We start from the raw sequence: 12642 nt of genomic DNA, 5'->3' as shown, positions 1-12642 counted from the left end.
GGGTTCATCCGGCCTCCCGGTATCTGCGTCGAGCCTCGGCGAGGCTCACCGGTGCGTTCGTTCTGGCGGCCCCAGCGGCGGACTCGGCGGCCGCCCTGGCGGCCTCAGCGGCGGCCGCGTTCCGCGTCGCGACCTTCTCAATCCGCTCGGCGGGCACGCCCACGGCGGCGGGTGAGGACACCGCAGGCCCTTCGACCATCTCGGGTGCGACCGGTGGCCGGCGCAGCGAGGCCAGCACGCGCACGATCAGCGCCCCGCCGACCGCCGCCAGGCTGGCCACGTAGGACCAGGCCACCCATCCGGCCGGCGGCCGGCCGGCCGTCAGCCCGTGCATGATGCCGACGGGCCAAGCCACGTAGGCGGACGAGTGCAGCACCCGCCACATCCACGGCTTGGCCCGTACGGCGAAGTGCCCCCTGAGCATTCCCGTGACCACGGCCACGATCATCAGATCGAAGGCCAGCGTCCCCAGTGCCACGTAGATCCCGGCCAACGGCACGACCGCGGCCCCCAGCGGCACGTGCCCCAGACTGATCATGAGTGAGATGTGCGTGACCAGATAGGCCAGCCCGATGAGGGCGGTGGCCCGGTGCGCGAGCTGTGCCCTGACCCGGTTGGCCGGCGACAGGAAGACGCGTTCCGTGGTGATGATGCCGAGCGCGACCGTCGCGGTCAGCAGCACCAGGGCGAACACGCCCGCGTAGTACTCGAGGAAGCTCACCCCACGGCCGAGCAGCGCGATGCCGCGTTCCGTCCTGGTCAGCGCGAAGGCCGACAGCAGGAGGGCCATGATGGACGCACTGGCTCCCAGCCGGACGCTTCGGGTGTCCAGCTTCGTCGGCGCGTGCCGGGGGTGTCGTCTGTGGAGCATCTATTTCCCTCCAAGGTCGAGTGAGGGTGCGACTCGGAAGGCGGAATTGCCCTTCAGGGCGCGTTTCAGGTCAGCAACGGCGGCCCCGGTTGATGCAATCGACGACGAAGCGCATCAGCCGATCGGGCATGACGTTGGCGAAGTCGGCGTGGTCGGTGACCGGGTTGTGCTGCTGCTCAGGGAAGGCGTCCAGCGCGAACGACTGGCCCTGCGGCACGGAGTACACGAGGGTCATGCGGAGCTGCGGAACCGCCCGGGTGCCCTGAGGACAGGCACCACTCTGGTCGGGGAAGACCACGTGAGTGCGGTGGTTGGCGCTGTCGGTGTTCTGCCCGTCCCAGCAACTGGGGAAGTCCAGAATACGAACGACCTGGCTGCCGCGCGGGCAAAGCGGATATTTGTCGGGAGTTATGCGGTTTTGGAATCCCGTGCAGGTCCACGCGGCTCGCGCGTTGGCCCCGCCGTTGGTCGCGGCCTTGGCGTCTCCGGTGATCAGCCTGAGGAACCTCGGCATGGCGACGACCCTGGAGGTCGCGTTGCCGCGGAACTGCAGCTGCACCGCGCGCGCCGTCAGCACCTGGCCGACGTTGCCGTCGGGGTCGTTGGCGTTCTGGTCCGAGTTGCGGTCTCTGAGCACGGGCCAGAAGTAGGTGGACTTGTCACCCAGCCGGCAGGTGGTGCCCGCCGCCGCCAGGCTCTCGTCGGTGGAGAATCCGTCCGTCGACAGGTTGCCCACGTAGTCGTGCAGGTGGTGCGCCCCGTTGCTCACGCCGGGGGCGACGATGAAGTTGTCGGGGTTGTTGTGGCGGTTCTCGTTGCGCCCGCACTGGGAGACGAACGTGCCGCGTGAGCCGCCCCTGCCGATCCGCGCGCCGAGCTGGCGCGGCTGGACCTGGCGGATGTCGACGAAGTCCTCGGGGAACGGGCCGAGGTTGGCGCAGGCCTCCTCCTCGCCGTTGCCGGTCCCGGTGGGCGAGGGCGACGCGGTTCCGCTCGGCTGCTCGTCGGGGTTCTCGGACTGGGTCGGGGTCGGCGTGGCGGTCCTGGTGGGCCGGCCGCGGCGGGAGAACGTCGAGGCGGACTGCTCCTCCTCGGGGGCCTGGGCCTGGTCGTCACCCTCGGGGGCCTGCGTCTGGCCGTCGCCCTCGGGAGCCTGCGTCTGACCGTCGCCCTCGGGGGTGGGAGACGCGGCCGGGTCCAGGATCGCGCGCCCGCCGCCCTGGGGGGCCTGCTGATCGGCGTCCTGCTGCTGCTGGTCGGTGCCTTGCTGGTCCTGGTCCGGCTGCTGGTTCTGGTCCTGTTGCTGGTTCTGGTCCGGCTGCTGGTTCTGGTCCTGTTGCTGGTTCTGGTCCGGCTGCTGGTTCTGGTTCCCGTTCCGCTGCGGTGCCGAGGGGCTCGGGCTCGGGGTGGACTCTCCGGGGAGGCAGTGGTCGGCGATGGCCGGGCCGACGCCGATCACGGCCGCGGACACCAGCCCGGTGGCCGCCATGGCCAGGACCGACACGGCCGCGGCCATGCGTCTGGATCTACTCATGTGTGTCTCCTTGTTTCGACCGCCAGAGCGACGGGTGGTGCAGGTGGGGGCGTCGGGGCCTCCGGCAGCTGGGTGTGGTCGACCAGGCCGGTGGACTCCAGGTACGCCATGTGGCGCATGACGAAGTTGATGCCTTCTTGGGCCAACTTCCTCACCTCGGAGTTACGGGTCCCGGACCGTACGCCCGCCACGACGGTGAAGACCTTGCCGTGCGCGGCACGCAACAGGTTCACGTAGTCCTTGTCGAATGCAGGGCCGCTCTCCGCGGCCAGCTGCGCAAGCCACCGCTGCTGGTCGGCGTTGGGCTCGTCGGGCAGGGCCACCCCGAGCTTCTTCGCCGCCTGGCGGGTCATCTGGTCCAGCCGAGCGTGTTCCTCCATGATCAGCCTGCCGACTTCCTTCACACGCGGGGACTCGGCGCGAGTCCTGGCGTAGTCGCCGGCCGGCATCTCCCAGAGGCCTGCCTGCCGCACCTTGACCAGCAGGTCGCGGTCGGCTGCCGTGAGCGGTCCCGAGGGCGTCTCAGTGAACTGAGCCGCCGCAGGGTCGATCGACGGCGGCATGACCAGCACGATCGTCACCGCAGCGGCTAGAACGAAGCCGCCGAGCATGAAGAGCTCGCCACGCAAAAGCCTGTGCATGGTCGGAGGTACGCGGGCTTCCCGGGTCAGGTTCACCTATGGCCGGAGATAGTTAGAAATGACTGGAGTTATCGGAGTGGCTACCGAACCAATAACAAAGGTGTAAAGATGTGCCCCGTGCTAGGTCACCTCGACGGCAGGTTCGAGAGTGCGGATGCCGAGGCGGAGCATCGCATTGCGGTGCTTTACCAGGAGTTCGGCGGCCCTCTGCTGCGCCACGTACGCAAATCTACAGGTAACGACCTTCAATGGGCTGAAGACGTCGTGCAGGAGACGCTCGTCCGAGCCTGGCGTAACTCGGCAAGACTGCAATGGGAACCAAGCCTTATATGGGCATGGCTACTGACAGTAGCCCGCCGCATCGTTATCGATGGGCGTCGGCGGAAGAGCGTGCGACCTCACGAGGTCGAACCGCCTGAAGTCGACATGATGGCGGTGCCCGACGGCTCGGAGCGAGCCCTTTCGGCGATCGTTGTCGCCGACGCGCTCCGCAGTCTGTCCGAAGAACACCGAGAAGTCATTGAGCAGACCTACCTTCGAGACCGTACGATAAGTGAAGCGGCGGAGATCCTGGGGATTCCGCCGGGCACGGTGAAGTCCCGGCTCTACTACGGCATCCGGGCTCTCCGCGAGCTGCTGCGGGACAAGGGGGTAGCCGGCTGATGCACGACGAGGTGGCCGCCTACGTCCTTGGTGTCCTCGATGAAGAGGAGTACGAGGCGTTCGAACGCCACCTCGACACGTGCGAGCAGTGCCAGGCGGAGCTCATCCAGCTCGCCGAGCTGCCCGATCAGCTCGACGCGCTCAAGAACACCCCGTCGGCCTCCGACGACGATCCCCCGATGTCCATGTCACGTTGACGTCTATCCCCTTTTCGGGTGGTATCGGTAAGGCGAGGCTTTTACGCCCGGCAACCGGAAACGCCGGGTGGTTCAGGGGGAGGTGTTCGGTGGGCATCCACGGTGATGCGCCCGGTCCCCCGGATCGGCAGTTCGGAGAGGAAGGCGGCCGGCTGTCGTACGGCGGCTACCTTTGCCTGCCCGCGTTGCTCGCCCAGCAGCAGCCGCAGTCGCAGGCGCCGGACGAGCTGCTCTTCATCACCATTCACCAGGTCTACGAGCTGTGGTTCAAGCTGCTGCTCCACGAGTTGGAGGCCACTCGCGCCGCCATGTTCGGCAGCGAGTTGTGGCAGGCCAGGCACCTGTTCCAGCGGGTGCACGCGGTCGAGCGGGTGCTGGTCGAGCAGGTCGAGGTCCTGGAGACGATGACGCCTCAGGACTTCCTGGAGTTCCGCGCGAAGCTGGCGCCGGCCAGCGGCTTCCAGTCGGTGCAGTTCCGCGAGCTGGAGTTCCTCTCGGGATTGAAGGACGAGCGGTACCTCAGCAGCTTCCGGCATGCCTCCGACGCCGAGCTCACCAGGCTGCGCCGCAGGCTGGACGAGCCCACGCTGTGGGATGCTTACCTGGCCGCCCTCGCCCAGCGGGGCCTGCCGGTCTCGGACGACGAGATCATGGCCTCGCTGCTGACCGTGGCCAGAGACCGCCGGTCCCACGACGACCTGTGGCAGCTGGCCGAGGACCTCCTGACCCACGACGAGACCACCGCGCTGTGGCGGATGCGTCACGTCCAGATGGTCGAGCGCCAGATCGGCGACAAGTCCGGCACTGGCGGCTCCACCGGCGCCCCCTATCTGCGCAGTAGGGCGCGCTTGCACTACTTCCCGCTGCTGTGGGAACTAAGGGCCTGGCTATGAACGCCACGGCGAACCCTCACAAAGGAGTGAGACCTACGATGCCCCTCGACGAGGCCAAGGACGAGCTGCTCCAGCGAGCCGCCGAGAGCTGTGCGGCGAGCAGCGAACACGTGACCACCGAGGAGGCGCTGTCCTTCCTCCGGTTCTACTACCGCTACGTGGCGCCCGAGGACCTGCTCGACCGTAACCCGGTCGACGTGTACGGCCCCGCGATGTCGCAACGCCAGCTGGCCGAGGTCCGCCCGCAGGGCCGGGCGGTGGTCCGCGCCTATGCGCCCACCTTGGAGGAGCATGGCTGGGACCCCGGGCACTCGGTGGTCGAAGTGGTCACCGACGACATGCCGTTCCTCGTCGATTCGGTGACGATGGAGCTCGACCGGCACGGCCTGGGCACCCACCTGGTGGTCCACCCGCAGATGCGGGTGCGCCGCGACATGACGGGCCGGATGCTCGGCCGCGGCCAGGAGGACGTCACCGGCCAGATGCTGGTGGAGTCGTGGATGCACATCGAGATCGACCGGCAGTCCGATCCCGACGTGCTCAAGGGGCTCGAGGCCGACCTCCAGCGGGTGCTCGAAGATGTGCGCCACGCGGTCGAGGACTTCAGGAAGATGCGGGCGCTGGCCGTGCAGACCGCGGAAGACCTGAGCATGAACCCGCCGCCGCTGGAGCCCGCGGAGGTCGAGGACAGCATCGACCTGCTGCGCTGGCTCGCCGACGGGCACTTCACCTTCCTCGGCTACCGGGAGTATCGGCTCGAGGACACCGACGAGGGGGAGGCGCTGCGCTCCCTGCCCGGGGCGGCGCTGGGCATCCTGCGTGACGACAGGCCCGGCTCGGCCAGCTTCTCCGTGTTGCCGCCCGAGGTGCGGGCCAAGGCACGCGAGAAGCACCTGATGATCATCACCAAGGCCAACTCGCGTGCCACCGTGCACCGGGCGACCTACCTCGACTACATCGGGGTCAAGACGTTCTCGCCCGAGGGCGAGGTGAACGGGGAGCGGCGCTTCCTCGGCCTGTTCACGCATGTCGCCTACAACGAGTCGATCTCCAGGATCCCGGTGCTCCGGCGCAAGCTGGCCGACGTGCTCGACGCGGCCGGGCTGCAGCCCGACAGCCACGACGGCAAGGACCTGATCGAGACCCTCGAGACGTTCCCGCGCGACGAGCTGTTCCAGACCTCCGTCGAGCAGCTGCTGCCCATCGCCATGGGCGTGTTGCGGCTGCGTGAGCGCAAGCAGGTCAAGCTGTTCCTGCGGCGCGACGACTACGGACGCTACATCTCCTGCCTGATCTACCTGCCGCGCGACCGCTACACCACCAAGGTGCGGATGAAGATGCAGGAGGTACTGCTCAAGGCCCTGGGCGGCAAGTCGCTGGATTACAGCGCGATGATCGGCGAGTCGGTGCTGGCCCGGCTGCACGTAGTGGTGCGGGGCGAACGGGGCAGGCAACTGCCGCCGCCGAGCGGGGACGTGGAGGAGCTGGAGGCCAGGCTGGCCGCGCTCACCCGTTCCTGGGAGGACGACCTGGCCGCCGCGCTGGGGGAGATGACCGCCGAGGAGGAGTCGCCCGCGCTCATGAGGCGGTACGCGTCTGCGTTCCCCGAAGGGTATAAGGCGGACTTCCCGCCCAAGGTGGCCGTCGTGGACCTGCGCCGCCTGGAGGAGCTCGTCGCCGCCGGCGACGACGAGGAGGTCGGGATCAACCTCTACGAGCCGTACGACGCGACCGAGGGGGAGCGGCGGCTCAAGATCTACAAGGTCGGCTCGCCCATCTCGCTGTCCCAGGCGCTGCCCCTGATCCAGAGGCTCGGCGTCGAGGTCGTCGACGAGCGGCCCTACGAGATCGACCGGGACAACGACCCCAACACCAAGAACGCCTGGATCTACGACTTCGGGCTGCGTTACACGCCCTCCGACGAGGTGGACAGGAGCGACTTCAAGCGGTTCTTCCAGGACGGGCTCACCGCGCTGTGGAAGGGGCGGGTGCAGGCCGACGACTTCAACGCGCTCATCCTGCGGGCCGGGCTGACCTGGGAGCAGGTGCAGATCCTGCGGGTCTACGCCAAATACCTGCGCCAGGCCGGGAGCACGTTCTCGCAGTCCTACATCGAGCGGGTGCTCAACGGCAACGTGCGGCTGGCGCGGCTGCTGGTGAGCCTGTTCGAGGCCAAGCTGGATCCGCGGCGGGGCGACGACGTGCGCGGCGAGCTTCTGGACGCGCTGCACGAGGAGGTCCTGGGGGCGCTGGACGAGGTGGCCTCGCTGGACGAGGACCGCATCCTGCGGGCGTACCTGGAGATGATTCAGGCGACACTGAGGACGAACTACTTCCAAACGGTTAATGGGCGGCGCAAACCGTACATTTCACTTAAGTTCGATCCGCAGGCCATCAGTGTGCTTCCGCTGCCGCGGCCGAAGTTCGAGATATTCGTTTACTCGCCGCGGGTCGAGGGCGTGCATCTGCGATTCGGGAAGGTGGCGCGCGGCGGGCTCCGGTGGTCCGATCGGATGGAGGACTTCCGGACGGAGATATTGGGCCTAGTTAAGGCGCAGATGGTGAAAAACACCGTCATTGTCCCGACTGGGTCCAAAGGTGGATTTGTCGTGAAGCGTCCCCCGGTGGGGGGAACCCGCGAGGACCTGCTCGCCGAGGGAGTGGCCTGCTACCGGGCCTTCATCTCTGGCCTGCTGGACGTCACCGACAACCTCGTGGACGGCAAGGTCGTGCCGCCGCCGGACGTGGTCAGGCACGACGGCGACGACCCCTACCTGGTCGTCGCGGCCGACAAGGGCACCGCCACCTTCTCCGACATCGCCAACGGCGTGGCCAAGGAGTACGGGTTCTGGCTGGGCGACGCGTTCGCCTCCGGCGGGTCCATCGGCTACGACCACAAGGCCATGGGCATCACCGCCCGCGGCGCGTGGGAGTCGGTCAAGTACCACTTCCGCACCATGGGCGTGAACACGCAGACCACCGACTTCACCGTGGCCGGCATCGGCGACATGTCGGGCGACGTGTTCGGCAACGGCATGCTGCTGTCCCAGCACATCCGGTTGGTGGCCGCGTTCGACCACCGGCACATCTTCGTGGACCCCTCGCCAGACGCCGCCCGCTCGTACGCCGAACGGCAGCGCCTGTTCAACCTGCCGCGCAGCTCGTGGGAGGACTACGACACCAAGATGATCTCGGCGGGCGGCGGCGTCTTCCCGCGTACCGCCAAGTCCATCCAGATCACACCGCAGATGCACGAGGCGCTCGGCATCCCCGCCAGGGTGAGCTCGCTGGCGCCGAACGACCTGATCAGCGCCATCCTGCGGGCCCCAGTGGACCTGCTGTGGAACGGCGGCATCGGCACGTACGTGAAGGCCACCTCCGAGTCCCACACCGACGTCGGCGACAAGGCCAACGACGGGCTCCGGGTCAACGCCGCCGACCTGCGCTGCAAGGTGGTCGGCGAGGGCGGCAACCTGGGCTTCACCCAGCTGGCCAGGATCGAGTTCGCGCTGAACGGCGGGCTGGCCAACACCGACTTCATCGACAACTCGGCCGGGGTGGACACCTCCGACCACGAGGTGAACATCAAGATCCTGCTCGACCAGGTCGTCCGTGACGGCGAGCTGACCGACAAGCAACGCAACCAGGTCTTCACCTCGATGACCGACGAGGTCGCGGCCCTGGTGCTGCGGGACAACTACGCGCAGAACGTGGTCCTGGCCGCGGCCCGTGCCCAGGCCGTCGAGATGCTCCACATCCACGCCCGCTACCTGCGGCGGCTGGAGCGTGAAGGGCTGGTCAACCGGGAGCTGGAGTTCCTGCCGTCGGACAAGACGCTGGCCGAGCGCCGCCAGGCCAGGCTCGGGCTGACCGCGCCGGAGTTCTCCGTCCTGCTGGCCTACACCAAGCTGGTGGCCGACGCCGAGCTGCTCGGCTCCGACCTGCCCGACGAGCAGTACCTGGAGTCGTGGCTGGTGTCGTACTTCCCGTCGGATCTGCGGGAGCGCTTCCGCACGTACATGGACGCGCACCCGCTGCGGCGGGAGATCATCACCACCTGCGTGGTCAACGACCTGGTCAACAGCATGGGCACCACGTTCATGCACCGCTTCGGCGAGGAGACCGGCGCCTCGACGCCCGACATCGCGCGGGCCTGGCTGGTGGCGCGGGAGGTCTTCGACCTGCCGTCGTTCTACCGGGCCGTGGAGTCGCTGGACAACAAGGTCAGCACCGATGTCCAGATCGCCATGTTGCTGGAGGCCCGCAAGCTCGTCGAGCGCGGTGCCCGCTGGCTGCTGATCAACCGGCGCCCGCCGCTGGACCTGTCCGCGTCCGTCAGCTTCTTCATGAAGGGCGTCAACGGGCTCGTCGCCCACATCCCGAAGATGCTCACCGGGCCCGACCTGGCCGCGTACGAGGATCGCCGGGACTCGTTCGTGGCCCGGGGCGTGCCGCTGGAGCTGGCCGAGCGGGTGGCCGGCATGGTGCCCGCGTACTCCACGCTGGACCTGGTGGAGGTCGCGTCGCTGACGGGACGGCCGGTCAACGAGGTGGGCGAGGTCTACTTCGACCTGGCCGACCGCCTCCAGCTGGCCCGCCTCAGGGAGCGGATCATCGCCCTCCCCAGGGACAACCGGTGGAACTCCATGGCCCGCTCGGCACTGCGCGACGACCTTTACGCCGCGCATGCCTCGCTGACCAGGGACGTGCTGGCCCACAGCAAGCCGGGGCTGCCGCCGGAGGAGCGGCTGGCGCGGTGGTCCGAGGGCAACTCGGCGGCCGTCTCCCGTGCCAGGCAGACGCTGTCGGAGATCTGGGAGAGCGACAACTTCGACCTGGCCACGCTCTCGGTCGCGCTGCGTGCCATCCGCACGCTGGTGGCCGCCAGCAACCTCCCGCACACGGAGGCGTAGTCGCCATCGGCGCTGCGGCGGCTCGCCTGCCGCCGCAGCGCCGTGAGCGGTCGCGGCGCTCGGCCGACGCCGCCGCAGGGCGTGTTCGCGGTGCTCAGCCGACTCGGCGCAGGGCGCGCTCGCGGCGGGCGGCCACGCTCGACCCCGACTCCCGGCGTGCCATCCTGCGCAACACCACCGGCGCCACGAGCAGCCCGAGCACCGCCCAGGCGCCCAGCACCCCGGCGGTCTCCAGGTGCCGCCAGGACTCGCCGATCTCGATGGCCGCCGCCGAGTCGGGCAGCAGGGCGGAGCGCATGCCGAGTCCCATCCAGTAGACCGGGAAGATCTGGGCGATCCACTGGAGCCACTCGGGCAGTGCGGTGATCGGGTAGAAGATGCCGGAGATCCCGATCACGCCGAGGAACGGCAGTTGGAGCAGCCCCTGGGCGCGGGCGCTGGCGAACGCCGAGCCGAGCACCGCGCCGATGGGCAGGGTCGCGACCAGGCCCAGCACCAGCACCCAGGCCAGAGTGGGCCAGGAGCCGGGGCCGATCGCCAGGCCCTTGACGATGAGCACGCCGGGCACGAGGAAGATCACTAGATCGGCGAGCAGGCCGCCGGAGACCGAGATGACCTTGCCGATGAGGTAGGCGGGCATGCCGTGCGGAGTCGCCTTGGCCCGCAGCAGCGTGCCGTCCTCGCGGTCGGCGGTCAGCTGCTGGCTCATGCTGATCATGCCGACCGCGGCGTTCATCCCGAGGATGCTCGGCAGGGCCAGGGTGCTGAGCAGGAGCCCGCTGGAGCCGAACGACAGATCCCTGATGAAGAACATTGTGGCCACCATCAGGCCGGGCCAGAGGAAATGCGAGAAAAGCTCAGGGCCGTTGCTGAACGACTGGCGCAGCTCGATCAGGCCGCGGGACCAGCCCGCGCGCAGTGCCGTCGTGGTGGGGTTCATCGGGTCGCCTCCGGGGTCGATTCGGCCTGGCGGACCAGGGTGAGGTACGTCTGCTCCAGCGAGGCCCGGTGGATCTCGAGCTCCTGGACGTCATCGCCGTACCGGGCGAACAGGTCCTGGGCGAACCGGGTCGAGTCCGCTGTCTTCTGGACGAACCGCTGCCCGTCGAGGAGCCAGCGCACCTCGTCTTCGCCGGCGATCCGCCGCGCCAGTTCGCCGGCCGTGCCGTCGGCGATGATCCGGCCGCCGTTCAGCACGACGATGCGGTCGGCCAGCTTCTCGGCCTCGTCCAGGTCGTGGGTGGTGAGCAGCACGGTGGTCTCGTGGGCGTCGACCAGGTCCCGTACGAGGTCGTGGAACTCGCTCCTGGCCTGCGGGTCGAACGACGCGGTCGGCTCGTCGAGGAACAGCAGCTCGGGCCGCCCCACGATGCCGATCGCCACGTCCAGCCTGCGCCGCTGGCCGCCCGACAAGGTTTTGATCTTCTTGCCCGCCTGCCCGGCCAGGCCGACCGCCTCGATCAGCTCGGCGCCGTCCCACGGCCGCCGGATCTCGGGGGTGGCATAGCCGGTGTAGTAGCCGCCGAGGTGGTCCAGGAGCTCGCGGACCCGCCAGTTGCCGTGGTCGCGCCAGGACTGCAGCACGACCCCGAGCCGGGCCCGCCACCGCTCGTCGCCGTGCGCGGGATCGGCGCCGAGCACCTCGACCCGGCCCGCCGAGCGGTTGCGAAAGCCCTCCAGGATCTCGATCGTGGTGGTCTTGCCCGCCCCGTTCGGCCCTAACAGGGCCAGCACCTCGCCGTGGCGGACCTGGAACGTGACATCGTGCAGGACATCGACCGAGCCGTAGCGCATACGCAGCCCGTCGACGTCGAGCACGACTGTGTCGCTCATTGTCATGAAATGGCCTCTCTCTGTGATCGAACGCCTCCGCGACGGGACGCATGCCGGCGGCACCCGTCGCGGGGCATGACGCATCACGACCCGAACCGGCCGTCCCGCATCGCTACGCGCGGGAGGTCGTGGCAAGGGCCGGGGACAACAGATGGGGATGGGGGTGAAGGCGGGCGCTCCGGCCCGGTGGATTTACCAGCTCTCGTGGGGGAGTGTCTCCCGGGCGCGTGCCATCAGGCCCGCCCGGTCGGCGCCGGCCAGAGCGAGCGCGCGGGGCACGGTGCCGATCTCGGTGTCCAGGATGCCGAGCAGCAGATGCGCGGGTCGCAGGTCCTTCTTGCCGGTGGCGGCGGCGAAGCCGCGTTCCAGTGCGAGCCTGGTCGAGGCGCCCATCTTCGGCAGCTTGGGGTCGCGGCTCGGCTTCGGAAGGTCATAGGAGGCGAGGGACACCCCCACCGTGCCGAGGCTGTGCTCGAACTCCCGGTCCAGCGCCTCTCTGATCGCCTGCCGCCCCAAGCCGGCCGCGAGCAGCACACGCTGCGCGGCGGTGCCCTCGTGGGCGGCGATCGCCAGCAGGAGATGGTGCGGTTCGATCGCCGCGGAGCCGTCCTCCAGCGCCTCCGCCCCGCCTCCCACGAGGATCGCTTGGATGTAGTGGTCGATCGCGCTCATTGTCGTCTCCTCAACGTGACGCCGGCCGCGATGAGCCGCTTGGAGTGCTTCTTGTGAACCGCCTGACGGGTGACGCCGAGCGCCTCGGCGACGTCGGGCCAGCTCCAGCCCGCCCGCATGGCCTGCTCGACGGCGGCGTCCTCCAACTGGTCGGCCAGGCGCCGCAACGCCACCACGGCCGCGAGCGCGTCCGCGGGTTCCTTGGGTACGGAAGTATCATCAGCCGGCATACAAGCAACCATAGTTGACTAATCGACGGCTAGTCAACTCAAGTTGCTTAACGAGCCTGGGTGTCAGCGAAGAAGCAGGTAAAGATGACGCTCGTCACGGCGAGCAACCCGTGAGCCTTCACGACCGGCCATGACAGACCGCAAGGGTTTACGGCGCGTGCGGGCAACGTGGCTTGCCGTAAAATATGGGGCTCT

General features: G+C 68.7%; 11 protein-coding genes. 4 read left to right on the top strand and 7 right to left on the bottom strand.

All coding sequences use genetic code 11. The features are described from left to right. Positions 1 to 4: 4 nt before the first annotated feature. The 3 genes from ACTWPT_RS05255 to ACTWPT_RS05245 form a co-directional block, all read right to left on the bottom strand. Positions 5 to 871: a ferric reductase-like transmembrane domain-containing protein gene (locus ACTWPT_RS05255; RefSeq protein ID WP_443176089.1), complete on the bottom strand. Its 867-nt coding sequence runs from the start codon at positions 869 to 871 to the stop codon at positions 5 to 7. A gap of 70 nt (positions 872 to 941) precedes the next feature. Next, positions 942 to 2405, bottom strand: coding sequence for a DUF1996 domain-containing protein (locus tag ACTWPT_RS05250; RefSeq protein ID WP_443176088.1), 1464 nt, complete (start codon positions 2403 to 2405; stop codon positions 942 to 944). Continuing rightward, entirely contained in the window at positions 2402 to 3046 is a 645-nt protein-coding gene (locus ACTWPT_RS05245) for a DUF4142 domain-containing protein (RefSeq protein ID WP_443176087.1), read from the bottom strand. The genes ACTWPT_RS05250 and ACTWPT_RS05245 overlap by 4 nt, the downstream gene beginning before the upstream one ends. Positions 3047 to 3163: 117 nt before the next feature. Between ACTWPT_RS05245 and ACTWPT_RS05240 the strand changes: the two genes are divergently transcribed. The 4 genes from ACTWPT_RS05240 (at position 3164) to ACTWPT_RS05225 (ending at position 9712) form a co-directional block, all read left to right on the top strand. Then, entirely contained in the window at positions 3164 to 3709 is a 546-nt protein-coding gene (locus ACTWPT_RS05240) for a sigma-70 family RNA polymerase sigma factor (protein WP_127939938.1), read from the top strand. Then, positions 3709 to 3906, top strand: coding sequence for a zf-HC2 domain-containing protein (locus ACTWPT_RS05235; protein ID WP_443176086.1), 198 nt, complete (start codon positions 3709 to 3711; stop codon positions 3904 to 3906). Before ACTWPT_RS05240 ends, ACTWPT_RS05235 begins: the two co-directional genes overlap by 1 nt. A gap of 89 nt (positions 3907 to 3995) precedes the next feature. Continuing rightward, on the top strand, positions 3996 to 4799 hold the full coding sequence (locus tag ACTWPT_RS05230; RefSeq protein WP_443176085.1) for a tryptophan 2,3-dioxygenase: 804 nt from the start codon (positions 3996 to 3998) through the stop codon (positions 4797 to 4799). A 38-nt stretch (positions 4800 to 4837) separates the two neighbouring features. Then, positions 4838 to 9712 carry an NAD-glutamate dehydrogenase gene (locus tag ACTWPT_RS05225; protein WP_443176084.1) on the top strand — a complete coding sequence of 1625 codons (4875 nt, stop codon included), beginning with the start codon at positions 4838 to 4840 and terminating at the stop codon, positions 9710 to 9712. 94 nt (positions 9713 to 9806) lie between these two features. Here ACTWPT_RS05225 and ACTWPT_RS05220 read toward each other — a convergent pair whose 3' ends face one another. The 4 genes from ACTWPT_RS05220 to ACTWPT_RS05205 all read right to left on the bottom strand — a co-directional run bounded on the left by ACTWPT_RS05220 (position 9807) and on the right by ACTWPT_RS05205 (position 12447). Next, the gene (locus ACTWPT_RS05220; protein WP_443176083.1) at positions 9807 to 10652 is read right to left on the bottom strand and encodes an ABC transporter permease; all 846 of its coding nucleotides are present in this window, start codon (positions 10650 to 10652) and stop codon (positions 9807 to 9809) included. Beyond that, positions 10649 to 11545 (bottom strand): ABC transporter ATP-binding protein, encoded by an 897-nt coding sequence (locus ACTWPT_RS05215; protein ID WP_443176082.1) that lies wholly within the window; start codon positions 11543 to 11545, stop codon positions 10649 to 10651. Before ACTWPT_RS05215 ends, ACTWPT_RS05220 begins: the two co-directional genes overlap by 4 nt. 192 nt (positions 11546 to 11737) lie before the next feature. After that, positions 11738 to 12217, bottom strand: a complete 480-nt coding sequence (locus ACTWPT_RS05210; RefSeq protein ID WP_443176081.1) for a Clp protease N-terminal domain-containing protein — start codon at positions 12215 to 12217, stop codon at positions 11738 to 11740. Beyond that, positions 12214 to 12447 carry a hypothetical protein gene (locus ACTWPT_RS05205; RefSeq protein ID WP_443176080.1) on the bottom strand — a complete coding sequence of 78 codons (234 nt, stop codon included), beginning with the start codon at positions 12445 to 12447 and terminating at the stop codon, positions 12214 to 12216. Before ACTWPT_RS05205 ends, ACTWPT_RS05210 begins: the two co-directional genes overlap by 4 nt. Positions 12448 to 12642 lie beyond the last annotated feature (195 nt).

The organism is Nonomuraea sp. 3N208 (assembly GCF_052245935.1).
Taxonomy (GTDB): Bacteria; Actinomycetota; Actinomycetes; order Streptosporangiales; family Streptosporangiaceae; genus Nonomuraea.
This window is presented reverse-complemented; position numbering and strand designations above follow the sequence as displayed.

Bases quoted from the DNA above. Each gene is read 5' to 3' on its own strand.
- ACTWPT_RS05215 (WP_443176082.1), bottom strand. From the start codon at position 11,545: ATGAGCGACACAGTCGTGCTCGACGTCGACGGGCTGCGTATGCGCTAC.
- ACTWPT_RS05255 (WP_443176089.1), bottom strand. From the start codon at position 871: ATGCTCCACAGACGACACCCCCGGCACGCGCCGACGAAGCTGGACACC.
- ACTWPT_RS05205 (WP_443176080.1), bottom strand. From the start codon at position 12,447: ATGCCGGCTGATGATACTTCCGTACCCAAGGAACCCGCGGACGCGCTC.
- ACTWPT_RS05245 (WP_443176087.1), bottom strand. From the start codon at position 3,046: ATGCACAGGCTTTTGCGTGGCGAGCTCTTCATGCTCGGCGGCTTCGTT.
- ACTWPT_RS05235 (WP_443176086.1), top strand. From the start codon at position 3,709: ATGCACGACGAGGTGGCCGCCTACGTCCTTGGTGTCCTCGATGAAGAG.
- ACTWPT_RS05225 (WP_443176084.1), top strand. From the start codon at position 4,838: ATGCCCCTCGACGAGGCCAAGGACGAGCTGCTCCAGCGAGCCGCCGAG.
- ACTWPT_RS05220 (WP_443176083.1), bottom strand. From the start codon at position 10,652: ATGAACCCCACCACGACGGCACTGCGCGCGGGCTGGTCCCGCGGCCTG.
- ACTWPT_RS05250 (WP_443176088.1), bottom strand. From the start codon at position 2,405: ATGAGTAGATCCAGACGCATGGCCGCGGCCGTGTCGGTCCTGGCCATG.
- ACTWPT_RS05210 (WP_443176081.1), bottom strand. From the start codon at position 12,217: ATGAGCGCGATCGACCACTACATCCAAGCGATCCTCGTGGGAGGCGGG.